The organism is Bacillota bacterium (genome assembly GCA_009711825.1).
GTDB lineage: Bacteria > Bacillota > Proteinivoracia > UBA4975 > VEMY01 > VEMY01.
The window spans coordinates 130,720-157,136 of record VEMY01000009.1; the positions used below are offsets into that span (position 1 = coordinate 130,720).

Annotated in this window: 29 protein-coding genes and 1 pseudogene; 23 read left to right on the forward strand and 7 right to left on the reverse strand. The window is 52.3% G+C overall.

Annotation, left to right across the window (positions count from 1 at the left end; translation table 11 throughout):
* Positions 1-34: 34 nt before the first annotated feature.
* The 5 genes from FH749_04625 (at position 35) to FH749_04645 (ending at position 2,234) form a co-directional block, all read left to right on the forward strand.
* Entirely contained in the window at positions 35-754 is a 720-nt protein-coding gene (locus FH749_04625) for a hypothetical protein (GenBank protein MTI94763.1), read from the forward strand.
* Positions 755-860: 106 nt separating this feature from the next.
* The gene (locus tag FH749_04630) at positions 861-1,157 is read left to right on the forward strand and encodes a hypothetical protein (GenBank protein ID MTI94764.1); all 297 of its coding nucleotides are present in this window, start codon (positions 861-863) and stop codon (positions 1,155-1,157) included.
* Positions 1,133-1,435: a Uma2 family endonuclease gene (locus FH749_04635; GenBank protein ID MTI94765.1), complete on the forward strand. Its 303-nt coding sequence runs from the start codon at positions 1,133-1,135 to the stop codon at positions 1,433-1,435. The genes FH749_04630 and FH749_04635 overlap by 25 nt, the downstream gene beginning before the upstream one ends.
* Before the next feature lie 168 nt (positions 1,436-1,603).
* Positions 1,604-2,041 carry a LysM peptidoglycan-binding domain-containing protein gene (locus FH749_04640; GenBank protein MTI94766.1) on the forward strand — a complete coding sequence of 146 codons (438 nt, stop codon included), beginning with the start codon at positions 1,604-1,606 and terminating at the stop codon, positions 2,039-2,041.
* The gene (locus FH749_04645; GenBank protein ID MTI94767.1) at positions 2,031-2,234 is read left to right on the forward strand and encodes a hypothetical protein; all 204 of its coding nucleotides are present in this window, start codon (positions 2,031-2,033) and stop codon (positions 2,232-2,234) included. Before FH749_04640 ends, FH749_04645 begins: the two co-directional genes overlap by 11 nt.
* A gap of 153 nt (positions 2,235-2,387) precedes the next feature.
* Here the strand turns inward: FH749_04645 and FH749_04650 are convergent, their stop codons facing one another.
* Positions 2,388-2,912 carry an RDD family protein gene (locus tag FH749_04650; GenBank protein MTI94768.1) on the reverse strand — a complete coding sequence of 175 codons (525 nt, stop codon included), beginning with the start codon at positions 2,910-2,912 and terminating at the stop codon, positions 2,388-2,390.
* 13 nt (positions 2,913-2,925) lie between these two features.
* Positions 2,926-4,650 carry a MutS family DNA mismatch repair protein gene (locus FH749_04655; protein MTI94769.1) on the reverse strand — a complete coding sequence of 575 codons (1,725 nt, stop codon included), beginning with the start codon at positions 4,648-4,650 and terminating at the stop codon, positions 2,926-2,928.
* 186 nt (positions 4,651-4,836) lie between these two features.
* Here FH749_04655 and murQ point away from each other — a divergent pair, with 186 nt between their 5' ends.
* The gene (gene murQ / locus FH749_04660; protein ID MTI94770.1) at positions 4,837-5,730 is read left to right on the forward strand and encodes an N-acetylmuramic acid 6-phosphate etherase; all 894 of its coding nucleotides are present in this window, start codon (positions 4,837-4,839) and stop codon (positions 5,728-5,730) included.
* Between the two features lie 65 nt (positions 5,731-5,795).
* Positions 5,796-6,317 carry a PTS glucose transporter subunit IIA gene (locus FH749_04665; GenBank protein MTI94771.1) on the forward strand — a complete coding sequence of 174 codons (522 nt, stop codon included), beginning with the start codon at positions 5,796-5,798 and terminating at the stop codon, positions 6,315-6,317.
* A gap of 25 nt (positions 6,318-6,342) precedes the next feature.
* Here the strand turns inward: FH749_04665 and FH749_04670 are convergent, their stop codons facing one another.
* Complete coding sequence (locus FH749_04670; GenBank protein ID MTI94772.1) at positions 6,343-6,654, reverse strand: nucleotidyltransferase domain-containing protein; 312 nt, start codon at positions 6,652-6,654, stop codon at positions 6,343-6,345.
* A gap of 82 nt (positions 6,655-6,736) precedes the next feature.
* Here FH749_04670 and FH749_04675 point away from each other — a divergent pair.
* From FH749_04675 to FH749_04710, 8 genes and pseudogenes are all read left to right on the forward strand, one after another.
* Positions 6,737-7,638 (forward strand): annotated as a pseudogene (locus FH749_04675) (ABC transporter ATP-binding protein).
* Positions 7,619-8,368, forward strand: a complete 750-nt coding sequence (locus FH749_04680) for a hypothetical protein (GenBank protein ID MTI94773.1) — start codon at positions 7,619-7,621, stop codon at positions 8,366-8,368. The pseudogene FH749_04675 and the gene FH749_04680 overlap by 20 nt, the downstream one beginning before the upstream one ends.
* Positions 8,369-8,450: 82 nt before the next feature.
* Positions 8,451-8,969, forward strand: coding sequence for a hypothetical protein (locus FH749_04685; GenBank protein ID MTI94774.1), 519 nt, complete (start codon positions 8,451-8,453; stop codon positions 8,967-8,969).
* A 245-nt stretch (positions 8,970-9,214) separates the two neighbouring features.
* Positions 9,215-9,697, forward strand: a complete 483-nt coding sequence (locus tag FH749_04690) for a permease (protein ID MTI94775.1) — start codon at positions 9,215-9,217, stop codon at positions 9,695-9,697.
* Positions 9,694-10,230 carry a permease gene (locus tag FH749_04695; protein MTI94776.1) on the forward strand — a complete coding sequence of 179 codons (537 nt, stop codon included), beginning with the start codon at positions 9,694-9,696 and terminating at the stop codon, positions 10,228-10,230. The genes FH749_04690 and FH749_04695 overlap by 4 nt, the downstream gene beginning before the upstream one ends.
* Positions 10,231-10,348: 118 nt before the next feature.
* Positions 10,349-11,683 (forward strand): pyridine nucleotide-disulfide oxidoreductase, encoded by a 1,335-nt coding sequence (locus tag FH749_04700; GenBank protein MTI94777.1) that lies wholly within the window; start codon positions 10,349-10,351, stop codon positions 11,681-11,683.
* A 136-nt stretch (positions 11,684-11,819) separates the two neighbouring features.
* Positions 11,820-12,734, forward strand: coding sequence for a hypothetical protein (locus FH749_04705; GenBank protein MTI94778.1), 915 nt, complete (start codon positions 11,820-11,822; stop codon positions 12,732-12,734).
* Positions 12,735-12,740: 6 nt separating this feature from the next.
* Complete coding sequence (locus tag FH749_04710) at positions 12,741-13,619, forward strand: hypothetical protein (protein ID MTI94779.1); 879 nt, start codon at positions 12,741-12,743, stop codon at positions 13,617-13,619.
* 126 nt (positions 13,620-13,745) lie between these two features.
* Here FH749_04710 and FH749_04715 read toward each other — a convergent pair whose 3' ends face one another.
* On the reverse strand, positions 13,746-14,144 hold the full coding sequence (locus FH749_04715) for a hypothetical protein (GenBank protein MTI94780.1): 399 nt from the start codon (positions 14,142-14,144) through the stop codon (positions 13,746-13,748).
* 43 nt (positions 14,145-14,187) lie between these two features.
* Between FH749_04715 and FH749_04720 the strand changes: the two genes are divergently transcribed.
* Positions 14,188-15,213 (forward strand): hypothetical protein, encoded by a 1,026-nt coding sequence (locus FH749_04720; protein ID MTI94781.1) that lies wholly within the window; start codon positions 14,188-14,190, stop codon positions 15,211-15,213.
* Between the two features lie 25 nt (positions 15,214-15,238).
* Here the strand turns inward: FH749_04720 and FH749_04725 are convergent, their stop codons facing one another.
* Positions 15,239-16,735, reverse strand: coding sequence for a hypothetical protein (locus tag FH749_04725; protein ID MTI94782.1), 1,497 nt, complete (start codon positions 16,733-16,735; stop codon positions 15,239-15,241).
* Positions 16,736-16,858: 123 nt separating this feature from the next.
* Between FH749_04725 and FH749_04730 the strand changes: the two genes are divergently transcribed.
* The 7 genes from FH749_04730 to FH749_04760 all read left to right on the forward strand — a co-directional run bounded on the left by FH749_04730 (position 16,859) and on the right by FH749_04760 (position 24,695).
* Entirely contained in the window at positions 16,859-17,587 is a 729-nt protein-coding gene (locus FH749_04730) for a DUF3153 domain-containing protein (GenBank protein MTI94783.1), read from the forward strand.
* Between the two features lie 164 nt (positions 17,588-17,751).
* On the forward strand, positions 17,752-18,057 hold the full coding sequence (locus FH749_04735; protein ID MTI94784.1) for a hypothetical protein: 306 nt from the start codon (positions 17,752-17,754) through the stop codon (positions 18,055-18,057).
* Positions 18,058-18,141: 84 nt separating this feature from the next.
* On the forward strand, positions 18,142-19,866 hold the full coding sequence (locus tag FH749_04740; protein ID MTI94785.1) for an NAD(P)/FAD-dependent oxidoreductase: 1,725 nt from the start codon (positions 18,142-18,144) through the stop codon (positions 19,864-19,866).
* A complete protein-coding gene (locus tag FH749_04745; GenBank protein ID MTI94786.1) occupies positions 19,853-21,097 on the forward strand; it encodes an FAD-dependent oxidoreductase in 1,245 nt (414 codons plus the stop codon). The genes FH749_04740 and FH749_04745 overlap by 14 nt, the downstream gene beginning before the upstream one ends.
* Positions 21,097-21,486: a DUF1667 domain-containing protein gene (locus FH749_04750; GenBank protein MTI94787.1), complete on the forward strand. Its 390-nt coding sequence runs from the start codon at positions 21,097-21,099 to the stop codon at positions 21,484-21,486. Before FH749_04745 ends, FH749_04750 begins: the two co-directional genes overlap by 1 nt.
* Positions 21,455-22,972 carry a carbohydrate kinase gene (locus FH749_04755; protein MTI94788.1) on the forward strand — a complete coding sequence of 506 codons (1,518 nt, stop codon included), beginning with the start codon at positions 21,455-21,457 and terminating at the stop codon, positions 22,970-22,972. The genes FH749_04750 and FH749_04755 overlap by 32 nt, the downstream gene beginning before the upstream one ends.
* Positions 22,973-22,985: 13 nt before the next feature.
* Complete coding sequence (locus FH749_04760) at positions 22,986-24,695, forward strand: FAD-binding oxidoreductase (GenBank protein MTI94789.1); 1,710 nt, start codon at positions 22,986-22,988, stop codon at positions 24,693-24,695.
* Positions 24,696-24,924: 229 nt separating this feature from the next.
* Here the strand turns inward: FH749_04760 and FH749_04765 are convergent, their stop codons facing one another.
* Both FH749_04765 and FH749_04770 read right to left on the reverse strand, forming a co-directional pair.
* Positions 24,925-25,353, reverse strand: coding sequence for a hypothetical protein (locus tag FH749_04765; GenBank protein MTI94790.1), 429 nt, complete (start codon positions 25,351-25,353; stop codon positions 24,925-24,927).
* A gap of 442 nt (positions 25,354-25,795) precedes the next feature.
* Positions 25,796-26,335, reverse strand: coding sequence for a hypothetical protein (locus FH749_04770; protein MTI94791.1), 540 nt, complete (start codon positions 26,333-26,335; stop codon positions 25,796-25,798).
* Positions 26,336-26,417: the final 82 nt, after the last annotated feature.

Genomic DNA, 26,417 nt, shown 5'->3' on the forward strand with positions numbered 1-26,417 from the left:
AAACACCGAAAGCCATGAAGAGAGAGGAAACCATATGGCGCAGTTGAAGGTATTTGCCGAAACAGGAGCAGATGGCGGCTGTCTGCTTTTCACCTTTGAGCCGCCAGGAATGTTGGCTCGGGGAAACAGTGTGGAGGAAGCTCTGGGGCAGGCGTCTTCGGCGGCGTCGAGACTTGATACTTTTCTTGCCGAATGTGGCCGGCCATATCCCGGTGCCGGGCCCAGTCCGGAAATCCTTGTCGCTGAAACAGTTAAGCGCCGCGGCAAAGTGGCCAATGGCAACACATCGGTCAGCTTCCAGAAAGATAAAGAACCCCTGGAGGCAGAAGAGATACCCCGATTCCTGACAGTGCTGGCGCATCAGCGCAAGGAACTGTTGGACCTGAAGGCGGAAATTCCCCAGGAGACCTATGGATTCAAGTTCCTCCCCCATCGTAAGACCATTGAGGAGCAGCTTAAACATATCGCCGCCTGTGAGCGTTGGTATTTATCCCGCCTCTGGACTGATTTGCCCCGATTGCCCAGAGCCAAGGACGTTTGGGAGAAGCTGGCTCTGAACCGTGAATTGGTTGAGCAAGTGATGCAGGATCTCACCCCTGAGGACCGGGCCCGGGTTGTCGGGATAGAGGGGGAGGTATGGACCTGTCGCAAGGTGTTGCGCAGGCTGATGTATCATGAGCGCTTCCACATCGATACAACTAAGCGGGACTTGAGCATGTTTTTGTCAGGATGCCGAAATGATAGTGAGAAATAGGAGTATAACATACAACCGTGTTGCCTTCACTGGCCACACGGTTTTGTTTGTATTGGTCGTCAATAGTTCCTTCTAGTTGCCAAGAGACAGAAATTTAAGTATAATTATGCTGGAGGTGATTCTTTTGTCTGGGTGTGAACCCGAAAAACTCTATACCTACCAAGACTACCTTCAGTTGCCTGAAGAACCAGGCTATCGATATGAAATTCTTGAAGGGCAGCTGGTGAAAGATCCTGGCCCCTCAACGCTTCACCAGTTTGTTTCTCAGCGCGTCTTTGAGATTATCAAAGCGTACTTTAACCAACAAGACTCAGGCGGCCTCGTTTTCTACGCTCCGCTGGATGTGACTTTGGCTGATACAACCGTCGTGCTCTTTATATTTCAAGCGAACAGCGACACATAGTTAAAGACACACACATTGATGGTTCACCGATTCTAATTGTAGAGATATTGTCGGCGTCAACAGGAATGAAAGACAAAGTGAGAAAGCTGCAAATCTACCAGAAGGCCGGTGTTAAGCATTATTGGTTGGTTGATCCGGAGAACCAAAGTTTTAAGGGCTTTGTTTTAGAGGGTAGTTTATATAAACTTGCTGTCTATGGAAAAGCAACTGACAGAATTATTCACCCTGTTTTGCCCGGAATGGAGATAGATTTGCAGACCTTATGGCATATGGATTGAAAGGCTTCGTTTAAATGAGACCTGTGCGTGCGCGCAGGTTTCTTTGATCGCCCGATGGTGTTGTCGCTTGTAGGCATCCGCACATTTTCAGTATTTCGAGGGAGAAGCACCGATAGCCGGCATAGAATGGAGTGAGAAATGTGAGATTTTGAGGAAAGGAGCGTCTCTATGCATCCACGTGTTCCCAAGCACTGCCCGCCTGGTTTTATGGGTCGCTATACTGTTGTCCCCGGGGATACAATGTTTTTTATCGCCCAACGCTTTGGTGTTTCCCTGGACGCACTGATTGCAGCAAACCCCCATATCCCCAATCCCAACTTGATCTTCCCCGGTGATGTACTGTGTGTCCCGCAAAAGTTCCCGCCGCCACCACCGCCACCCAAAAAGGATTGTCCCTGTCCCGTAACCCTGTTTGATTTCATTAATCGCCTGGTCGAAGTCACAACTGAATGCGGTGTCGTAGTTGGAAATCTGGATTTTGTCGGTGAGGATTCAATTATACTCAGCGACCCCAAGACAAAGAGAAAGACGATCGTCCTCTGTAGGGAAATATGCTTTGTCCGCGTTTTGAAGCATTTCCGGGAGGAGGGTAATGATGAGTTTTAATCGCTGTCAGTGCCCGAAAGGATTAGAACAGTTTTTAGACAGAAGGGTAAAAGTGGCTACAAAATGCGGGGACATAACTGGCATTCTCCGCGCTTTTGGCGAAACCTTCCTGGAAGTGCAAGAAGAGCATCCTAAAACCGTATTGACCATCATCCAGTGTGAAAAGGTTTGTTTTATCACACGAATCGGGTAGCTGTTTTCGGACAGGGGGACAGGTTCCTTGTCCAGACAGGCCGCCTATTATACTCCCCAACTGTAAATGTTTGGCAAGGTGGTCCATCTAAAAAAAGAAAATGGTTTTAGTCAGTAATATAGTACAGCCATCATTTTGATGGCTGTAGCTATATTAGGCTGCATGGTTGACAAAGGTTCCGGCAAACCGGTCGTATACCGACTGGTGTTGACTGTTGAAAGCTATGTGTATAACAAACAATAATACAAGCAGCTGGGCGCCGATTGAAAGGAGCATCAGGCCAGTTGAAGGTCCGGCCAGGGTAATCCGAATCACAGCCGTATGGGCCAGTTGCCAGGGGAGGAACTTGATAAGTGAACGCAGTAGGGAGCGGCCAAAGCTAATGCGCTGCCCCTTGCTGTCTACAACCCGGATCTTCAAGGGCCGTTTACCAACGGTGCCCTGATGTTTCGAACTTTCCATGAGTGAAAAGTAGAGAATCAGGGGGAGGATAACAGTGGAAAAGGCCAAGGCATCAAAGGCCAGGGGTGAGGAGAAGATTGTGGGGTAAATCCGTTCTAGTACGTCAGAGAGCCCGGCCATGTTTACGGCAAAAAAAGCTGCCAGGTAGAGGGCAAAGAGCAGGAGGTCAATTGCGAACGCGAGCATACGTGGTTTCAGTCCGGCACGGGGGTGCATACTTGTTCCTCCTTCACTGGATAGCCTTATTGGCCTGTTCAATGATCTGCTTCGGATAACCTAGGTATTCCAGCAGTTTGATGGCATTGCGGGACTTGGCCACCCCTTCTTTAAGGGTAAAGTCAAAGTCCAGGCCGCTCTTGTCGACTTTGTCGGAGAAGTGATAACACTGGTACTCACCGGGTAGTTCATCAGCCAGGTCCAGGTCGTGGGTAGCGACGATAACCAGGGCGTTTTTGCGCTTGAGGTAGGCGAGAATTGCCCGGGAGGCCGCCAGCCGCTCCAGGTAATTGGTGCCAGAAAGCAGTTCGTCGATCAGGCAGAGGGCGGGGTAATCCTTATACTCCGGTGCGATGATTGTGCGCAGTCGTTCCGCTTCGGCGAAGTAGAAGCTCTTGCCTTCAGCGATATTATCGGCCTTGTTTATGGAGGAGATGATTTGCACGAAGCTCCCCCGGTAACTTGTGGCCAGGGTGGTGCAAATAGTTTGGGCCATCAGGGCATTGATGCCGATGGTGCGTAAAAACGTCGACTTCCCAGACATGTTGGTGCCAGTGATTAATATACCCTGGTCACTAATTGTAATTGAGTTTGCCACTGGCTTTTCCAGCAGGGGGTGGCGAACGCTTTGTAAGTCGAGCATCTTTTCGCTTACAAACTTGGGCTCGCTGTATTCAAGCTTGGTGCGGTAAGAAGCCACCGATTGCAAGGCATCGATGGTGCCAATAGCTATATAGCTGCTTTGCAGATGCTTGACTTGACGATTTATTTCTTCGATTGCGCCATAGAAGCTGCGTACTTCCATGAGGAAGAAAAGTTTTAGGTAGTCATAGATGAAATCAAAGTCGGAAGCGGTTACTTTATTAAATAACCAACGGGTTTTTTTGATGATTTTCCGTCCGGCCCGGGCAGCTTCCGCCAATTCTTTTTGATACTCTTCGAGGCCGGTTACAGAGAGGCCGGCAATGCGTCCTGCCGCCCGGAGCAGCGAGCTTACGGTGGAGATGGCAGGAATCTGGTAGCTGTAAGTTTTGCTAACTTTGTAGTGGATGTAGGAGTTGAGGCTGAACATCATCATAATCAGGAAGACACCCCGGGCGCCCCAAATAAATGGGGTGAGGAGGGAGAACAGGGCAGCCAGCGCCAGCAGGGTATAAACGGGCGCCAGGGCGCTCTTCTGCGGTCGCTTGCCCCAGAGCAGCTGGGTGAGGCTGTTATCCCGGGGGCGCTTAAGCTTTGTGAGCTCGATTTGCACGCTTTCCCGGAAGGATTGGTCCTGCTGGAAGCGGGTGATGATTTTATTGCGCTTAGCTAATGCTTCCTCTGAGAAGCTTGGTGTTCGCAACAGGTGGTAGAGGACAGATTCGCCGGGTAAGGTCAACGTGCGGTCAATCAGGGCATAGAAGCTGTCCATGTTTAGATCGTCCCAGGTCTGCTCGTCTATCGTGAAACCTGCTTCCTGTTGATATTTGTGCAGGGCGGCGATTTCAGTAATTTCCCGTTTGCGTTGAGATTTGTATCCCCAGGTGTTACGCAGTTCAGCCAGGATGGCTAATTTTTTGTAGCGGAAATATAACCAGATTGTAACGACTGCAAGCGGTAGGGCAGCCAATGCCCAATATAAAGATGTCGCAAAAACTGCCGCCAGATAGATGGCGCCAAAGAAAATGAACAGGGTCAGGCCCAGCATGCCTTTGTAGATGCGTTTATGTAACTTGGGATTAATGTGATCAGCCACGGAGAAAACCTCCTGTTAAAAAACTGTGTATATTTTAACATAATTTCCGGATTTGGATGGCTATCATGTTAAATTTCCCTAACAACTTCACCGTCGGCAGGTTTTTGTCAGGAGGCCAGAGAAGTATATTTTCAGACTTGCAATCAGCTTTAAGAGGTATAATGTATCACGGGAAGGGGAACTAAAATGACTTTGGATCTTTCCAAAATGTCCACTGAGCTGCGAAACAGCCACACAATGGATCTGGACACAATGTCTATACATGATGCGTTGAAAGTGATGAATGAGGAAGACGCTAGGGTGGCGGATGCTGTGGGGCAGGCATTGCCCCAAATTGAACGCGCGGTAAAAGCGGTGATTAAAGCGTTCAAGGCCGGCGGGCGCCTGATTTATGTGGGCGCCGGAACCAGCGGTCGGTTGGGGCTGATGGACGCCGCCGAATGTCCGCCCACCTTCGGCACCGATCCAGGTATGGTGGTGGCGCTCTTGGCCGGTGGCGATAAAGCGTTTACCCAGGCAGTTGAAGGCGCCGAGGACAGCGCTGCCATGGGCGCCGAGGATTTGAAGGCCATCAATCTCCAGGCCAAAGATGTTGTGATTGGTATCGCCGCCAGCGGACGTACGCCCTATGTGCTGGGGGCTCTGAACTATGCCCGGGAGGTGGGGTGCACCACTGCCGCCATTGCCTGCAATCATGGTTCAGCTGTCGGCGCTGCCGCCGATATTGCCATCGAAGTAGTGCCCGGGCCGGAGGTGCTCACCGGCTCCACCCGCCTGAAGGCCGGGACTGCGCAAAAGCAGACCCTGAACATGATCTCCACAATGTCGATGGTGGGGATCGGCAAGGTGTATCAAAACCTGATGGTTGATGTCAGGCGAACCAATGAGAAGTTGGAGAAAAGGGCGCTAAACATTATTGTCAATGCCACCGAATGCGACTGGGATACGGCGTCCCGGAAGCTGCAAGAAGCAGATGGCAGTGTCAAGTTTGCCATCACCATGATCTTGCTAAACTGTGATCTGGCAACTGCCCGGTCCCGTTTGGAGGCGGCCGGGGGCCATATCCGCAAAGCACTTTAAGCTTCGCAGAATTTAATCAATCTAATCGCCGGAGTCCAATTATACTATTTTGTAGGGGTGAAAGAATGAACAATTATGAACAGCATACTTCCAACCGGCAAACCCCAAATCTAGGCAGCGATGTCCTGCAGTTGATGGCGCCCTTGGATGGAGATGTTGTATCACTGACCGATTTTCCCGACCATATCTTTGCCAGCGGCATGCTGGGAGTGGGCATTGGCTTTATGCCCACAGGCAATTTGTTGGTGGCGCCTGCGGCCGGCAAGATTCACAAAGTTTTGCCCGGCAACCACGCTTTGGTGTTGCGCACCTGGGAAGGGCTGGATTTATTGTTGCACCTGGGCCTTGACACCGTGGACATGGACGGCGCCGGCTTTGAGCCGCTTTGCGCCGAAGGCCAGGAGGTGGAGTCCGGCCAGCCTCTGATTCGCTTTGACAGTGAGACGATTCTTGCCGCCGGAAAGCATATGCACACTGCGTTGATTGTTACGAATAAAGAAGCGGTAGCTGAGTATAAGGTGCTCGCTACCGGCACAGTGGAACTTGGCGTGACGCCTGTTTTAAGTTTCCGGATACAAAAGCAATAATTCCACACCGAAAACCCGCCTGCTTTCAGGCGGGTTTTGTGTATAGTGGTTTGGCGTATTTGTCAATATGCTCTTTAAGTGACGGGGATGTAAGTTGTTCATAGTGTATGACATCAAAGTGATAGGGTAAAGGCAGTTCTTCATTCAACAAGATTTTTAATTTGTCAACGGTGGCCTCTCGGATGTTGGCACCATAGATGACAAGGTCTATGTCCGAGCCATTTTTGTGATTACCGATTGTCCTGCTGCCAAAGACAGCGGCCTCTTCAATATCTCCGAACAGTGCTAACGTATCGATTATAGTGGCAAGGCTTCTTTTCGGAACTCCGAAACTCATAGCTTAGACCTTAATTCCAGATAAACTTGTCTGCTTGGTATTCTTCACTGATTTTTGCAATAGCTTCCATAAACCTGTTTTCATCGTAGTTGAGAGCAGCGGGTTAAACAAACAGTTTGGCAGTGTGCGTGCTGTCAATAATCTGTCCTTTACGATTGAAGGTGAGAAGATAACCGGTCTGATCGGGCCCAATGGCGCTGATAAAACTACGCTCCTTAAGATGATGGCGGGATATTTGCTACCTACCGCAGGGGATTTGCAGGTCCTTGGTGAGGTGCCATTTAATAGCCTGAATGTCGCAGCAAACATGGTTTTTGTTGACGATAACATGACCTTCCCCGCCAGCCTCTCAGCACTGCTGAGCTTCTGACAGCCGCCGGTGGATTTTACGCCAATTGGGATGCGGGGCTGGCCGAGCGCTTGTTTGAGTATTTCGAGTTGAATCCAAACCAGTCTCATCAGAGGCTATCCAAGGGCAAGAAGAGTACATTTAACATGATTATTGGCATTGCTGCCCGTTGCCCCCTGACAGTTTTCGATGAACCAACCACGGGCATGGATGCAGCGGTGCGCAGGGATTTCTATCGGGCCTTGCTCAATGACTATTTGCAGCATCCCCGGACGATAATTCTATCCAGTCATCTGCTGGGGGAGATAGAGAATCTGTTAGAGGACGTTCTACTGATTGACAAGGGCAGCAAACTTCTGCATATGTCGGTGGCAGACCTCAAAGAATATGCAGTCGGCCTCCGTGGTCACCCCGATATAATTGCCCGGTTTGCAAAAGACAAAGAACTTCTCCATCGGGAGCGTTTCGGCAAGGACGGTCAATATGCTGTTGTTGAGAATCAGTTTTCGGCCAGTGATGTCCAGGCTGCCCGCGGGGCAGGTCTGGAAGTGCTGCCGGTGAACGCAGCAGATTTATGTATTTATCTGACCAGCAGGGGCAAAGGAGGGATCGACGATGTATTCAACCAGGACTAATCTCTGGTCCGTTGTTAAAAGACAGTTGGTTTTTAAGCTAAAGGCCAATAGCGGCATGTTCATTACAATGATGGTTGTCCAGGCAATTGCTCTCTTCTTTCTCTTTAGCGGCATGAGCGGTACCAGTAGCTCCAGCACTGGTCAGCTTCAAATAACCATCAGGGTGTTTTCTGGTTCAGGGTTGATTGCTTTTACGCTGATCTGGGCGGCGATTATTGCCTTTGCCCTCACAACTGAAATTAGTCGCAATAGTGATTTTGCCTTTGTGTCCAATCGCTTGAGCAGTAATTTCGCCAATGTTTGCTTTTTGGCCTTGGCCAGCGTACTTGCCGGTTTTACCGCGGTGCTGGGCAGCATTTTGCTCCGGAACTTAATTTATGTGTCGGTTGGAGTGGAGCATATTATTGCCAATAATTTCTATCTCGGCCCCGGTGAGCTCTTGACGGGCCTGGTGGCGACTGTGTTCTACATGTTTGTGGTTAGCGCTCTTGGCTACATGTTCGGCGCCCTGGTCCAACTGTTTAAGCCCCTGGTGGTGATTCTGCCAGCGGTTTTGCTGGGGAGCTTAATCATGGAAGCTCGTACTGAATTCAGGTTTTTGCTCAGGATGGTTGATTTTTTGATTACCGAATCGGCGTTGCTGGTCTTCGTCTTAAAAGCCCTGGTTGTGGCTATCCTGATGTTTGGTGCGGCTGCCCTGATTACCAACAAACTAGAGGTGCGGCGATGAGGCCGCGGGGAAAATGTCTTTTGATTAGGAGGTGGCTGCGAAGCGCTTCAAGCTTGTAAAATCCGTTGTGCTGGCCTATTGCGTGTTTTTAACCGTATCCTTGGCTGCGTTTTATCTGCTGTCCGAATACCCTGAGCGAGATGCCGCCAGCGGCGATACTCGGAGCGAGTGGTCCTTTGAGTCCAGGGAGGGATGGCAAGACCAGTTTGCGGGGATTCACGTGCGGGAACAGTGGCAATTTGCTCCCCCGGGGGGAAGCCTGGTGATTACCGCCACCGAGCCGCTATCCGGCCTTTGGGTGCTGGTGGAGCGCACGGATGGCGATAAAGTAGAGGTTATCGAATATGGAGTTGCCCCGCAGTTTGCCGATTTAATCAGATCTTATGCGGTAGAACTGCGGGATGAACAGCTGGTAATCACGCCGCCACCGTTTTATGAAGTGGAGCTGGCGTCGTTTTCCAGAGATTTCACCGAGGTGCAGTTTTTCAAAGGCGATGACCCGGGCCCGGATTACGGCGGCGGGCATAGCTGTCAATCTTTTGTTCAATCGGCAGATTATGTTGCTCAACGTGCCACGGAATATCGAAATGGAGTTTGTTGAAAAGAATATACACCCAATTAGCGTATGGGACTAACCAGAAACCGTCTGTTTAAAGCGAACAGACGTTTTTTTATAAAAATACTTATTGGCTAAATGCCAAAGCTAAACTTCCACGACAAAGAGGTGGGAACGGTGATTTTTCGCACTGCTTTAGCTATTTATACCAACTAAACTGGGAGTGGATGAACTTGCCCATCATACCATGTGGGGGTATAATGGGCGTATATTGAATTGGAGGCGGTAGTGTGTACAATATTGCAGTATATGTACTTGCCTTGGTGCTATTGGCCGTGTCCTGGCATAAAAACAAACAGAAAACGAAACTGGTGTTTAAAAAAGCCGGCAAATCGTTCATGAATATCCTGCCGGAGATGCTGTCGATCATTATCTTTATCGGAGTGGTTTTGGCTGTGATGGATGCAGAGACCATTTCCAGTCTAGTGGGCGCTGAATCTGGCGTGTTGGGACTCGTGCTCAGTGCTGTTGTCGGGGCGATTACCTTGATTCCTGCCTTCATTGCCTTTCCCACCGCAGCAATGCTTTTGGAGGGCGGTGCAGGTACTTTGCAGATTGCCGTCTTTATCTCAACCTTGATGATGGTAGGAGTGGCAACGGCACCCCTGGAGATTCGCTATTTTGGCCGTCGGTTTACTCTGGTGCGTAACGGACTTGCCTTTGCTTTTTCCTTCGTTATCGCATATTTCGTCTATTGGGTGGTGGGAGTATGAAACTTAACAAGCGCTACCTGCTTGTGGTTGGGGCCGCAGGCGTGCTTCTACTCAGTGCCGTGATTGACTGGAATGTCTCTGTCCGGGCAGTGCAATTAACTTTCAGCAGTCTGATGCAGCTGATTGTCATTCTGCCGCCAATCTTTATCCTGATGGCACTGCTGGACGTCTGGGTGCCCAGGGAAACCTTAATCCGGCTTATGGGCGGTAACTCCCGCCTGTTGGGGGTGGGACTGGCTTTCTTTCTTGGCTCTGCCGCGGCAGGGCCCCTGTACGTTGCATTTCCCGTAGCCGCTCTGCTCTTGAAAAAAGGCGCCTCCTTTACCAATGTGGCCATTTTTATCGGCGCCTGGTCCACTACAAAAATCCCATTAATGATGTTTGAATTGGCCGCCATGGGGCCTGTATTTACCGGCGCCCGGCTCCTGATTAATATTCCGGTAATTAGTCTGATTGCCATAGTCATTAAACTTGCCCTCGGGCATGAACAGCAACAGGCAGTGCGGGAGAAGGCAGCGTCGATGCTTGAATAAGCATGTCCCCGATACTAATGCAGTATCGGGGTTATTGCTTCGACCTGCAAATGGCAGGAATTTTCCCTGTGTTGGTTAAATACTTCAATAAAGAGAGTATTTTTGCGAGGTGGATGAAATGGATGTTGTGGTAATCGGCGCTGTCGCTGCCGGCATGAGTGCCGCCAGTAAGGCAAAGCGGACCGAGCCCGAGGCCCGGGTTCGGGTTTTCGGACGGGAGGATAATGTATCTTATGCCGCCTGCGGTCTGCCCTACTATATAGGAGATGTGGTGCAGGACCAGGCGCAGTTAATTGCCCGCACCCAGGAGGAATTTGCTCGTCAGGGTATTGAGGTTAATGTTGGCCATGAGGTGAAAAAGATTCTGCCAAAAGAACGACAACTGCTTGTGCTTGACGCCAGCGGAGAGGAACAAACGGTCAACTATGATAAGTTGGTTATTTGTACCGGCGCCCGGCCGGTGCTGCCGCCAATTGGCAATAGCGATTTGGCCAATATTTTTACCGTCAGCTCGATTCCTGATTCGGAAGCGGTTAGAGCCGCCATCGAAGCCGGCGCGAAGCGAGCTGTGATTGTCGGAGGCGGTTATATTGGCCTCGAGATGGTGGAGGCCTTGCGACTTAAGGGCTTGGAAGTTAGTGTGATAGAGCGTTCAGAGCAAATCGCTGGAACGATTGATCCGGAGATGGCGAAAATTGTCAGGGATTATCTGCTGGCTGAGGGTGTGGATGTGCAAACCGGTGTCGCCGTCGAGGAGTTCATTGGCGAAGAGACTGTCCGGGGCGTGCGCACCAATCAGGGGACTGTGCCTTGTGATCTGGCAATTATCGCTGTCGGGGTTGCGCCAAATAGCGAGCTGGCCCGGGATGCAGGTATCGAACTGGGCGTGCGGGGGGCAATCCGGGTCAACCGGCGCATGGAGACCAATCTGCCCGATATCTATGCCGCCGGCGATTGCGCTGTCGCCTGGCACGAGCTGTATCAGGACAACACATACATTCCCCTGGGGACTACTGCCAACAAGCAGGGGCGGATTGCCGGCGAAAACGTCGTCGGCGGTCAGGCAGAGTTTGCCGGCATCGTTGGCACCGGGATAGTGAAAGTCATGGAGCTGGGAATCGGTCGCACTGGCTTGAGCAATCGCGAGGCTGAGACGTTGGGTAAAGAGCTGTTATCAGTGCGGGTGGAGGTCAACAACCGTGCCGGCTACTATCCTCAAGCGGGGAAAGGAACGGTGAAACTGCTGTTTGACCACGAAGGCAAGGTTTGGGGGGCGCAAATGGTTGGCAGCGACAACTTCGCGAAACGCATCGATGTCCTGGCTGCCGCCATCCAGTCCGGCTGCAGTCTGCAGCAATTGGCCGGGCTGGACCTCAGTTATTCGCCGCCCTTTAGTCCGGTTTGGGACCCGGTGCTGGTGGCCGCCAATGTGGCCCTGGGCAAACTCCGTTAACTTTGTCTGACACATCGGAAGGATATAGATGTCGACTGTCTAATATTTAAACATGGGATATTGGGAATATAATATCCGCTTTTTTGTCAGGGGGGGCTGTCTGCCCCCTTCTGTTATACGGAAACGGGGAAATATAATGCGAGTGTTTGTAATTGTCCTATTGTCATTGGTTTTGACGCTTACGTTGCTGTTTGGGGCGCTGACCTGGGGAGTAAACTCCCTTTTGTCGGAGCGATTCATTGCAGAGTTCACACGCGAAGTGGAATTCACGCGCTTTGTAAGTTTTGTGTTGGAACACGAAGCCATGATTGAGGAAGAAGCAGATGAGGAGCTTGCGTTTTTCCTTGAGATGCTGGAACTGGCCGAAGCCGACGTATACATTGCTGCTGCTATGGAGACGGGAATGGTCAGCGTCCTGCGGTTCATTCGCGGAGACGGGTCGCCGGAACTAGTTGTAGATCTGCAACCGGTCCACCAAGCAGTATCTGGCTATTATCAGGATTATGATGACTTTGTTACTTTGTTGGAATCACAGGAGCCAGAACTGCTCGCGGACTTGCCCCAGGTGGCTAGAGAACAGGTCCATGCCGAGTTTGCCGCAGAGGCCGACCTTTTTCTTGCCGAAGCACTCCCAGAAGCGGTAGACATAGGGGAGATCTTTCTCGGTGAAGCAGGTGCCGAGGATTTGAACGTCTTGCGGAGCGGATACAGAACTTTTCAATCCCTGGTTTATATCCCATTGGCGCTGGCTGTGGTGTTGGTTGCGGCCTTGATTCTAATTGGCCGGCAACGGGGTTTATGGGGTATTGGTAGTGCCGCGCTGGTGGCGGCGGCCGGCGTCTTTGTGCTTTGGGCCCTAGCCCGTTATGGTTATACTGCGGCGCTAACTGCCGTTAAACTTGAATTCCCCGGCATGTCTGAATTTTTGGGTGCGCCACAGCTGATTTTTAATATTTGGCGTGACATTGGCATCGGATTTCTGGCGGTAAATGTGTTGAGTTTTGCCGGTGCTCTGTTCGGCGCCGTTTCGATACTGCCTGATTGGGGGTAATTGAGTATGCGCTGGGGGATAACAGTTGTTTTGGCATTGCTTCTGGCAGTAGTGCTGGTATTGGCGTCACCCCTGGCGGTCCTGACAGAGCAAAACCTCCGGCAGGTGCTAGCGGAGCTGGACTATAACGAATTGCACAGGCAAATTCAGACACGACTTCCGGGTGCCGACGGACAGCCGCTGGCACCCGGGGAGTTGGAGGAGGGCTTGTGGCTACTGACGTTTGTGGATTTGGAACCGCACTTGCGGGACAATCTGCCTGAACTTGCGCTTTCACTCTTATTTCACCTCCGTGACGGAAGGAAACTGGAATACCAGTTGAGTTTGGAGTCTGTTAAGGAGCAACTGCTTGCCCAAATTCAGGAGTATGAAAGCTTTATTGCAATTTTACAGCGGGCAGACCCGGACCAGGTGCGCTTGTTGGAGAGTCTGCCGCGGTTGTTGCGCCAACCGGCATATAGACTGGCGGCCAGGGAAATGGAGCGGCAACTATCCGAGTCGTTTCCGGATAACGTGGATTTTTGGGAGCATTTTCGGAGCAGGTCGGAGCCCACGCTTGAGGGCTGGCTTCTGTGGGCGAAGCGGTGGCTGTTTGCGCTGCGGGCGCTGCTGCTGTTAACGCCCATCCTTATCCTGGCCACAGTGCTTTGCTTCCGGCTTCGTGCTGTGGCACTCCTGGGGGCGGCGTTTTTGGGCGCCGGCATGCTTGCCGGCTTGTCACTGGCGGTTTTCCCGGGTTGGGGGGAACTTGCTTTCAATGAGTTGTTCACCACTTTAGTGGCTTCTCCAATTCGGTTTGCCACCGGAGTTAGCGCCGGGTTCGGTGTGGTTTTGCTGGTTGCAGGCTTTGCCCTGCAGGCCCGGCGTCAAGGCAACCAAACTTAGTGAGTCTTTTCGAACTCGGATATTGGCCGGGATCCCGGATGAAAATTGTTTGTTTGGGCGTCTACGGGCGCCTTTAGTTATAATATGGAAAAAATTTTTTCCGCTAAAACCCCCTTTTTTTGTGGTTTAGTTCGAATGTAGTAATAGAAACCAAAGAAGGGTGGGTATTACATTGAAAAAGTTTTTAGCAATTTTTTTCGCCTTCGCGCTAGTGGTTACCATGCTTCCGGGCTTGGCTGCCGCTGAAGGAACAGAGGGCGAAGAAGAACAGACAGTGCAAGAGGAAACCGATTTAACTCCCGAACCCGAGGACTCTGAACCTGGGGACCCCGATATGGAGGAACCCGAGACTGAAGATCCTGAAGCAGAAGAACCTGAGACTAGTCTGGTGAGTGTCTCCCGACTGGTGGTTACTACAGGCTTGTATGAAGGATACAGCTTTGAGTTTACCCTTGACGAGCTGACGGTGGATGAGGTAGAGGCAATTACGGTTGACCTGTACAGGGACGACCTGAAATTAGCCACCAACGAACTCATTAACTGGGACGGCCTGGAGGGGCTGAGCGGTTTGTCCTCTCCGTTTGCGCTAGCTGGGTTTGATTATGAAGCAGACGGTTATTGGGCAAACACCTGGCACGAGCCCAAGGATGTTGTTCCCAACAAGGGCGTTGTGACTGTGGTGATTGAAGATGAAACTTTCACCGGTGATATTGCGGTGGATCTTGATGAGGACGCGGAAGCAATTGTTCCCGACCCGGACCCCGAAGATCCCCCGGCATTGCTACCCGACTCTCCATTCTACTTCCTGAAGCGGTTTGTAGAGAATGTTCGCATTTTCTTTACCTTCAACGAAGAAAATAAGGATGAGCTCAGGGCCGATTTGGCCGAGGAGCGGGCCCGGGAATTGGCCGCTCTGGAGCAAAAGTATATTGATGAAGAATTGACTGAAAAAGAAATCGAAATGTTTACCAAGCTTGCCGAGGAGCTCAAGGAATATTCGGAAGGATTTTTGGACAGATTCGCGGATCTCGATGAAGAGGAACTTGAATCCTTGGAGCTAACCGAGGAGGAGGTTGCCAAGGTAGAAAAGGCAATGGATAACCTGGGTGAGGCCTTGGATTGGCTGGGTGACGGCAAGGACGACGATGACGAAGAAGATGAAGGTAATTACGACAAGTATCTACGTCGGATTGAGCATCTGAAACAAGTTCAGGAAAGGTCCAATGGCCTGGGGCTGGAAAGGGCTATCCAAAATGCTTATCGTCAGCGGGAGCGTTGGCTGGCTCGTAACGGTATGTTGGATGACGAAGAAGAGCCCGAGGAGGAGCAGGAAGAAGGCACCGAAGCTCCCGATGAAGATGAAGAACTGACGGAAGCTGACGAAACCACCGAGACCGCTGAGGGCAACGAAGAATTGAATGACAAGGATAAGAAAGAAAAGAACACTCCTCCCGGTCAATTGAAAAAGGAAGACAGGGAAAAGAACACTCCCCCCGGTCACTCTATCCGGGACGCTGTCCGCAATAATAACGGCAACAACGGAAATAAAGGCAATAACGGTAATAACGGCAACAACAAAAATAAAAATCGGTAACTAATAAAGCGCCCATGTGGGCGCTTTATTGTTCTTCTATTATATAGGGCCCGAAGGTTCCTCTGGCTGTTTCCTGATCATTGGCCAAATGATAATGGATATACCAGGTGCCGGGCTGCTCGAGGTCAACTGTGGTGGTATTCAGGTCTTCAGGCTGTTGCCAGTCCCAGATGTCCGGGGTTTCCGGGCTATCTGTCACTGCGATTGCCTGGGCCAAAAGCAGGGGTGAATCCATCAGGGTTCGCCAGTGCCAGTTCAACTCCACAGCAATTGGCGCCTGGCTGCGGGTCTCGGTCTGGCTGGCGCTGACACTGAGACTGTAATCTTCGCTGTTTCGGTCTATAGGTTCTTTTGTCGTCGGCTCTCCTGAGAAACGGACGCTCACCACCGGGGAGCTGGACATATACCCATCGGGATATGTTGCGTAGATGCGGAAATGCTTTGTGCCCTGAGCAATATTATCGGACCAGGAGTAACGGCCTTCCCGGGCGGTGCCGACAAGCGCTTCGTTATCATCGGGGCCGCGGACCGTTTTTATCGCCGACCATGAGTTGCGCTGCTCATCATACGCCATCAATGTATAGAGGATGTTGGCATCGGAGCTGACGGGCTGCCAGGTGAAGAGATATTGGTCCGGAGCTGTTTGGGTATAGCTGAGTTCAGGTGCCCTGACTTCCCTGAAGGTCAGGAGCGGTTCCTGGTCGAGGTAGGAATAAAAGTATTCGGCCAGTCCCGGAGTTTCTAAAGGCAGGGGCAGGAAGATGTTGCCGTGGGGATATGTGTTGCCCCCGCGGGTGGGTTGAAGATTATCTGTCCAGATTCGCGACTCCGGCACCCCGGGGTTCGCCAGCGAATAGCTGAGCATGCCCCGGATATCCATAACTCCGGTAACAAGCTGGCGGGCGGTGGGAGAGCCCATCAATTGAACGTAATCTTCAGCCGCAATTTCGCCCACGTCCCAGGCCCAGTAATCCTTGTATAGTTCCACACCCATGGAGGCATAATCATCCACCAGCGGATATTGGCCGAGATCGCGTAACAGGTAGTATTCACTATTGCGCCAGTGTTTACGGTCAAAAAAGTGGAAGTAGGTGAAGTGATGGCCATATTCATGGGCCAGGGTTCTGGCCATCGCCTCGGGGGAATCGCGTTGGTCGCCGTTATACAGCGAAATCTGCCCCATTCTCGTCCGGTACAGGTGGCTGGGTGGTAAAAACCCGTTGGCCTGTATACTGAGAATCCAGGCCCGGTCCACCTGCTCATACGTGCCGTTGGCAAAATTATCGGAGTGGGGATAAATGCTGACGCTTTCCAGGTAAGCCAGTTCTGAGCCGTGAGTATTTTGTTTCAATTCGTCATGGAGTGCAGATAATTTCTGTTTTGTCCAGGTTTGAGAATAGCTGATGTACTCAATTCCCTCAGGAGCAAGCCACCGGGCCAGTGGTTGCTGGGCCAGGGCCGTGCCTGGCCAGGGGAGCAGCACCGCTAAGATTATAACTATTTTAACCAGTCTTTTTAGCATCGCAGTCCCTCCGTTTTTAGCTAAAAAAATTATATCATTTCCTATGAACCAGCAAAAGAGCAGGAATTCTTTGTTTATCCGGAGAAGTAAGGGCAGATTCGTTTTTGGAGAGGAGCTGGGCTGATGAAAAAACATCTCTTGATTATGCTGGCCCTGATATTTATTATGTCCGGCTGCGGCAGCGCCCAACTAGGATATGAAATAACCGGCGATAACCAATTCATCATTCAAAACTATTTGCAGTTTGACACCCAGACCCTGGATGCCGGCGGTCGCGAACTTTTGGCGGACACCGTGGAGTATTGGCGCAGTCTGGGCTTCACTATCTATCCCGGGATAACTGAAAACGAAGTGGGCGGACGCTTACATCTGCAGGCGAATAGTTCCCGACACCTGGAAGCGTTGGTGGAGAGCAATCTCACCGGCGCCCGGGGACCATTTTCCAGCGCTCAGTTCCGACGCTCAGGCACCTGGCTCTATGAGCAATATAGTCTGGACTTAGCAATAGATCTGGGCAATTTTTTTGACGATGATTCCCTCAGCGAGCTGCCGGAACGGGAGCGGGAATTTCTGAGCGAGATTGCTTCCAGGTTGGATGAAATGGATATGGAAGTGCAATTTACCCTGCCGGGACGGTATACCGCGGGTAATGCCGAGCTGGTGGAATCACCCTCGGAGTCATCAACCACCCTTACTTGGTCGCTAACCCCAGGGTATAATCAGTTGCAGGCGACGACCCGGGTCTGGATTGTCTCCCCTCTGTTGGCGGGCGGCGTGATTATCGGCGTTAGCTTGCTAATTGCGGCAATTATATTTGGGGCTGTTAAAAAAAGAAAACAGTCGGTTCGCTGATTAAACTGTGCCTGGGCACAGTTTTTTTGCAGACAAATGTAAGCACTCGTGAGCATAGATTATAGTAGTGGATGTAACATCTAAAGTTTCAAACAATGAACGTCGATAAAGAATTGGTTTGAGCAAAACACAGGGTAGACTTCTCAGGTGAGGCAGGTGTAAGTATGAGCGTCCAGCGCCCTGATGACCGGGAAACTTTATTGGCGATGTCGGCGTATCTGGTGTTTCTTATGCCCCTGATCTTTATTCCTGATTCCCGGTTTGCCATGTTTCACGCGAACCAGGGGTTGCTCTTGCTGGGGGTGGCGTTGTTCTGTCACCTGCTCTGGTTGGTGCCCCGGTTTGGTTGGTTGCTGGTGTTTTTAAGCTGGCCGTTACTGGTCGCCCTTGCCATAAGAGGGATTATTGCCGCTGCCCGGGGCGAGTGCAAACCTCTGCCCGGGGTGGGAAAATTGGAGCTCCTAAAGTAAGATATTTCCTTGACGGTCGCTACAAGAGGAGGTAGAATCAAAGTAAAAGTCCGGACATACGGACAAATGGAGGGTGAGTGAACCGTGGAGCAGTTGGCAAGGGTGCGCAAGTCCCTGATTGCCAAGGGGTTTAGACAATTGGAAGTTCGTGAAAATCGGGGGGCGCTGGTCTTAGAGGGGATTGTGGACAGTTGGCAACAATATATAGCCGCTGGTTATACGGTCGTCGGTTATGGTTTCCGGGGAGTGGTTAATAATCTCAGTGTCAAAGGCCTGACACCGGCGCCAATGACTTTGCCCACGCTGCAGGACCAGGTGTTGACAGGCGAAGCGGTGGATGTGGCCATCGTTGGCGGCGGCATTATCGGTTGCGCCGTTGCTCGGGAGTTAATGCGTTGGAATTTGTCTGTGGCCGTGCTGGAAAAGGAAGATGACGTTGCCAAGCACACTTCCAGCCGCAACAACGGCATGGTGCATCCGGCAATGGCTGTGAAACTGGGCAGCAAAAAACATCATTACAACCTCCGGGGCAATCGGGCCTACAAGCAAGTGGCCGCAGAACTGGGGTTTGAGCTGAACTGGCCGGGATCCGCTGCGGTGCTGGAAAAGTCCTGGCATCGCCTGTTGGCGCCCCTGGCCCGAATCCAGGCAAAGCAAAAGGGCGTCCAGGGTGTGCGGATGCTTGGTCCGGGAGCACTCCGTCGGTTGGAGCCGAATGTTGGCGCTGGGCAGCGGGGTGCGCTGTTGTTGCCTGAGACCGGAGTGGTGGCGCCGTACAAGGTGACGGTGGCCTATGCAGAAAATGCGATTCAAAACGGGGCCCAATTCTTTCTAAATACTGTCGTTTTGGGGTTTGACATGGAAGCCGGGCGCATTGTCGGTGTGCGCACAAACCGCGGGACATTGCGGGCGCGATTGGTGATCAATGCCGCCGGCGTCTGGGCAGATAAAGTGGCGGCCCTGGCCGATGACCAGTATTTTAGTATCCATGCCCGGAAGGGTGTAATTGCCATCCTGGACAAAAAGACTGGCGCCAGTCAGTCCATGGTGTTTGGACGGCTGGCCCTGGGCAGTGATTCCCACACCAAGGGCGGGGGCCTCACCCCGCTGGTGAAAGGGAATATCCTCGCCGGGCCGACGGCAACCGAGGTGCCTCACCGGGAGGATTACAGCACCAGCTCCGAAGACATGGAATTCCTGTTTCGACGGCATCTACCACTAAATCGCACACTCCGTCCCCGGGACGTGATTACCTACTTCGCCGGCACCCGGGCCTGTACTTTTGAGGAGGATTTCATAATCGAGCCCTCCCGGGATGTGACCAACTTAATCCATGTAGCTGGAATTCAGTCACCCGGCCTCGCTTCGGCGCCGGCGATTGCCGAAGATGTGGCCGAGATGGCGGTGGATTCATTGCAAAAACAGATGGAAGTGCGACCAAATACGCGGTTTAATCCCAAGAGGCAAGGACCACCTGAGCCGTTAAAACTCTCGTTTCCGGAGCGGAACAAGTTAATTGCAACCGAACCCGCGTATGGAAGAATCGTTTGTCGCTGCGAGTTAATTTCCGAGGGCGAAATCATCGCCGCCCTCCGGAGCCCGTTGCCTGCCACCAACCTGGATGCTCTGAAACGGCGGGTAAGGGCTGGAATGGGTCGCTGTCAGGGTGGTTTCTGCACACCGGCTTTGATTGGCATTATTGCCCGGGAGGTAGCTCGGGATGTGACAACAATTACCAAGCGGGAGCCGGGCAGCGAGTTAGTTGCCGGGTTAACAAAAGCCGGGGGGGAGAGCAATGCTGAGCAGTGATGTGCTTGTAATTGGCGGCGGACCGGCAGGCCTGGCGGCGGCCATTGCCGCTCATGAGCAGGGCGCCAGCGTTCTGCTGGTGGAGCGGGAGCAGCGTCTGGGCGGCATTCTCAAACAGTGTATACACGACGGCTTTGGTATCGTTCGCTATAAGGAGAAGTTGTCGGGACCCGAGTACGCTCAGAGGGATATTGGCCAATTGCGTAAACGGGATATTCAGGTGCTGACCGGGACGTATGTGATGGAGCTGGACAGAAGTGAGACGGGTTTCAGGCTGATGCTCCAGAACCCGGAACAGGGTATGTTTCCGGTCCAAACCCGGGCGCTGGTGGCGGCCACCGGTTGCCGCGAGCGCACTTCCCGCCAGGTCTTTATCCACGGCGATCGGCCCGCCGGTGTTTATACGGCGGGCACCGCCCAGAGCATGGTAAATATTCACGGCTGGCTGCCCGGCAGGAAGTGCGTAATCCTCGGCTCCGGGGACATCGGCCTGATCATGGCCCGGCGCCTGGCCTTAGAGGGTGCAGAGGTTGTGGGGGTGTACGAGATTAAGACCGAGCCCTCAGGGCTGACCCGCAATGTGGTTCAATGCCTGGACGACTTTGACATTCCCTTGCATCTGAGCACCACCGTAACCCGGGTCCACGGCGCCCAGCGGGTGGAGGCGGTGACTGTAGCGAAAGTCGGTCCCGACCTCAAGCCGCTGCCCGGCAGTGAGCAGGTGGTGCCCTGTGACACTCTGGTGCTGTCGGTGGGCCTGATTCCGGAAAATGACAGCCTCGAGTCCTTGGGTGTGGATATCGACCCTAAAACCGGCGGGCCTGTGGTGGATCAGAACTTTCACACCAGTGTTCCGGGCCTATTTAGTTGTGGCAACGCCGCCTTTGTCAATGATCTGGTGGATTATGTTTCCGAAGGCGGTAAGTTGGCGGGAAGGGCGGCTGCCCGCTATGCCCGGGAGGGCGGCATTCGAGGCACGCTGCCTGTGGGCTGGGGACCCGAGATTATGACGGTTGTGCCGCAGCGCTTGGCGCCGGGAGGGGAGGCGGTTATGTTTTTCCGGGCCACCAGCAGCATGGAAAATGTGCGCCTAGTGGTGCGTTCGGGCGCCCGCGAGCTATTCAGCAAGCGCTACTTGCAGCTGCGGCCACCAGAGATGGAAAGGATTGCCTTAGAGCTGGACCCCTTCCCCGCTCAAGCGGTGGAATTCAGTCTTGAGGAGGTGAAGTGATGCGTACATTTGTCTGTGTGCAATGTCCCTTAAGTTGCCAGTTAAGTGTTTCCGGCTCGGACGAGGAGCTGGTGGTGGAGGGAAACCGCTGCCCCCGGGGCCGAGAGTATGCGATTCAGGAACGGACTTGTCCCACCCGCTCCCTGACCACCACAGTCAGAACGATTTTCCCCGACTTTCCTAGGCTTCCGGTCCGAACTGCTGGCGAAGTGCCTCTCCAGTCTGTCCATTCGGTGATGGAGGTGATAAACTCTCTACAGGTGGAAAAACGGCTGCGGCCCGGGGACATGGTGTTGGCAAAGATTCCCGGCACCGACGTGCCGCTGATTGCCACCGACGATATGTTTAGCGGGGGGAATGAATATGAGCGCGCTGCTCCTGGCCATTGACTGCGGAACCCAGAGTTTACGTGCCCTGATCTTTGACGGAGAAGGCCATCTGTTGGCAAGGGAAAAGGTGGCGTATGAGCCATATTTCAGCGACCAGCCTGGTTGGGCCGAGCAGGACGCCGAAATCTATTGGCAGAGTCTGTGTGAGGCATGCGCTAATTTAAAGACGCGGCAGCCGGAACTGTTCAGCCAAATTGCCGGCTTAGCGGTTACCGCGCAGCGGAACACGGTGATAAATGTAGATAGCGCCGGTGTACCCCTGCGTCCGGCAATTACCTGGCTGGATCAGCGCAAGGCCGAACGCAGAGCAAAATTGGCTGTCGCAATACTCCAGAAGGAAGCGAAGATTAACTGGCTGCGCCAGCACCAACAGGAAATCTGGAAGCGGACCCACAAGGTTCTGCAGGTCTCGGCCTTCCTCAACCAGCGCCTGACGGGAGAGTTTCGGGACTCGGTGGCTTCGCAAATCGGTCATGTCCCCTTTGACAATAAAAAGCGGCGCTGGTCGCCGCCGGGAGATTTTAAGTCGGTGCTGTTTAAGGTGGAGTCGGAAAAACTGGTGGACCTGGTGGAACCGGGGGAAGAGTTGGGCTCAGTCAGTGCGGAAGCGGAGGCGGCTACAGGACTGCCCGCCGGCCTGCCGGTGATTGCCGCCGGCTCCGATAAAGGCTGCGAGACCTTGGGCACGGGCTGCCTGGAGTGCAGTGCCGCCAGCCTCAGCTTTGGCACTACTGCCACCGTCCAGACCGCTTCCCGGCGATATGTGGAGCCGATTCGGTTTATGCCCGCCTATGTGGCGCCGGTCCCCGGATTTTACAATCCGGAGGTCCAGATTTTCCGGGGTTATTGGATGACCAGCTGGTTCAAAAAAGAGTTTGGCTCCCGGGAAATGGTTCAGGCCCAGCAAGAGGGAATTGCTCCCGAGGAGCTCCTCAACCGGCTGCTGCGCACGGTGCCGCCCGGCTCCATGGGCCTGATGCTCCAGCCCTTCTGGGGCCCGGGCCTGAAGATGCCCGAGGCCAAGGGCGCAATGATTGGTTTTGGCGATATCCACAATCGGGCCCATATGTACCGGGCCGTGATTGAGGGCCTGGGTTATGCCCTCTTAGACGGCCTGGCCAGGATTGAGGCGGTATGCAAAACGCCGGTGAAAAAACTCTATGTGTCCGGCGGCGGTTCCCAGAGCGACGATATCTGCCAAATAACCGCCGATATGTTCAACCGCCCCGTCTACCGGGGGGAGACCAGCGAAGCCAGTGGCCTGGGGGCGGCGATTGTTGCCGCTGTGGGGCTGGGATTGCATCCCGATTTTCCCGCGGCCGTCGCAGCTATGGTCAGGCATGAACGTGAGTTTCTGCCCGACCCCGAGCGGGCAAAAATCTATCAGCAATTATATAACCGGGTCTACCGGCGGATGTATAAAACTTTGCGCCCGCTGTACAACGAAATCCGGGAGATTTTGAATTACCCGGAAAAAGTGGAATAGGGAGAGTGATTCTGTGGCCAAAGACAAGGAGTTTCAGCCCAATTGGTATCATAAACCGGCGCCGGAGCAATCATACCGATCTATTTTTCGCTGGGGTTATCCTGACCAGTTCAAACACCCCAATAAGCGCCTCTACCGCCTGATGAAGCAGACCTTCGCCATGACCGACGCGGACTTTGAGATGCCCCGGGATGTGGGCGAAGAGCAGGTCTCCTTTGACGTTCCGATAAATTTGAGCGAAGCGCAGCTTGACGAACTCCGGGCAATCGTCGGTCCGGAAAATGTCCACATTGATGATTATTCCCGGCTGCGGGTGGCCTATGGCAAGATGATCTACGATCTTGTCCGCCTGCGCAAGAAGATTATCGAAAACCTGCCGGATGCGGTGGTTGCGCCCCGGCACAAGGAAGATATCCGCGCCCTAATCCGCTGGTGCAATGAACATAAAATCCCAATCACACCCTTTGCCGGCGGCTCCTCGGTTATGCGGGGCACTGAGTGCCCCAAGGGGGGCATTTCCCTGGATATGCGGGTGCATATGAACAAGATTGTCAAGCTCAATCCTGAGAACCAGACGGTAACTGTCCAGGCGGGGATGATGGGGCCAGATTATGAGGAGCAGTTGAACCGGGCGCCAGAACTGTTTGGCACAAAACTCCGCTACACCGGCGGGCACCTGCCCCAGTCCTTCCACTCGGCTGCGATTGGCGGCTGGATTGTCACCCGGGGCGCCGGGCAAAACTCCACATATTATGGGAAGATTGAGGATCTGGTGATTAGTCAAGAGTACGTGACCCCGGTGGGTGATATAGTGACCAAAGAGTATCCCAAAGAAGCGATTGGTCCCGATATCGACCAGATTATGATTGGTTCCGAAGGCGCTTATGGCATTCTCACCGAGGCGACCCTGAAGATTTACCGTTACATGCCCGAGAACACCCGGCGCTTCAGCTATATCTTCCGGGACTGGCAGAGCGCCCTCAACGCGGTGCGGGAAATATCCCAGGGCGAGTTTGGCCTGCCCTCTGTGTTCCGGCTTTCAGACCCGGAGGAGACCGATGTCGGCCTCAAGCTTTACGGCGTCGAGGGCACGGTGATTGACAAGCTGATGCAGGCCCGAGGTTATAAGCAGGGCGAACGCTGCCTGCTTCTGGGCACCGCCGACGGCGAGGCGGGCTTCAGCCGCCATATCAAGCGCATGGTCCATAAGATAGCGAAGAAACACGGCGCCATGAGCACCACCGGTTACGTGACCCGGCGCTGGGAACACGGACGCTTTATGGATCCGTATATGCGGGAAGACCTCCAGGATTACGGGGTAATCATCGACACCTTGGAATGCGCCGTGCCCTGGGACCGACTGCACGAGGTCTGGAAGTACGTGCGGGCGTACTGCAAATCTCGGCCTCAGACAATCTGTATGTCTCATTCATCACACTTCTACCCCCAGGGCACCAACCTCTACTTTATCTTCATCGCCCGCATGGAACCTGAGGAATATCTGGAATATCAGGCGGGGGTCATCGACCACATCCGCCAAGCCGGCGCTGCCCTCAGCCACCACCACGGCATCGGCCGCATGCTGGCGCCCTGGTACGAAGATGCTCTCGGCAAAAACGAACTGGAGCTCCTACGGGCGATTAAGCGCCACTTAGACCCTAACAACATCCTCAACCCCGGCTGCACGCTGGCCCTGGACCTGCCGGAGGACGAAAAACGCTAACCCGGACAGGGGGACAGGTCCCTTGTCCGGGCGGCGCTACAGTTTCCAAGCCAAATTTTATCAATCGCTGATATGATAAAACCGCCCATAACAGGCGGTTTTTATATAGTAGTATTAAAATTTAGTTAGATGCAACGACAAAGGTTCGTTCCTGCTGTCATACAATCTATGGTAGAAGGTATAAAACTAAATCCTTTTGGCACGCTATGCCTTCCGTGGCTGACTGCTTTTAAGGCCTGACAAGATTAATCCTTTGCTCTGACATATATGGTTGTTTAATATCTTCCTCATAATACAATACATTGAGCTCAAACTTTGATTCTCTTGGAAAGTAGTCACTGAGCACAGCATGCCATACATCACTTTGGCGGAAGAAAATCCGTAGTTTTTCCTGGATTTCTTCCCTGGCCTCAGTGCTCAGCTGATTGGCTGAATAGATGTAGACACTTATATCCGCCAGCTTTTGCGCCCGAGCGTCAACCGCCTGCAAATTGTAATCGGATTGCAGTTCTGCAGCAAAATCGGAAAAAGAATCTAATCTTAGTTTTTCACTGGCACGTTGTGGTGCGATAAGATTCATAAAACCGCCAAACACCAGTGCCGCCATTAGCAACAACAAGAGAACATTCCTAAATCTTTTTTTTGTCTTATATGCCACAACAGCACCCGCAACCGCAATCAACAAAGCAAAAACGTAAAGAGGAAAATATTGAGAAATACCTTACACCCCCAGTTTGATGTGGTCAGCTACCTTCGATAATTACTAATCCAAGATCATCTAAAGTACTGGACACCCTGATAGGCTGTACCGGTGTTAAACCAGATATCAAGATTGTAATTCCGCCTATATCCCCAGTTTGATGTCGTAATATACCTGGTTCCAGAACTTGTAAAATAGTTTGTTATTGTCACCCAATGATTTCTTAAATCCTCTATAGCCGACGTATTCCAAGTGATCATTAGAACAGGACAATCAGAGTTTAATCCAGCCCTAATGTAGTTACTAACATTTACAATCGTCCAGGGTGAATTATCTATAACTGGAGTCAAAACTACATTTCTACTCCGTGCAAAATCCACAAATCGAGACCTCATTGTGCTTATATTTGGTATTCCCCAATAACAACCCTTTTTAACGATAAATCATGACCAACTTCATACATATCAGCACCTTGTTTAACAACAAATCCAAATGGAAAGTTAAATATTATTTCATTGTAGCGTGCATGTTCAACCAACGCCTCTGTAAGCAAAGGCTCGTCATCTGAAATAACAAGAGGCTCATAGTAGTTATCTATGGCTCCCATTATAACAAACCCGGTATACGTATTACCATTCTTTAAAGGAATTAAAAACGCGTATCTAACGGAATCCATATCATAAATAGGGTAAAAGTTATAGTCTAGTTGCAATTGAGATCCTGACTCATAATCATGTAAAACATCTCTGGTAAAATCCTGCAGCCTAGCATAATCGATATCATCATATTGTTGATTAAACAACTTCATCCTATATTCTTCTGATGCACCATAAGCCCCGGTCTGAGGTATGCCAATTGCCATAATTGCACAAACCACCAAAAACATCGAAATCGCCTTACATACCCATCCAAATCTGCTTTCCATAAAAAAAGCGTTCACCCTTATCCCTCCGATTATTAATTTAGTTTTCTGGAACCACCTTAAAACTACTCCTTCCCCCCCCCCCCCCCCACCCCCCCTC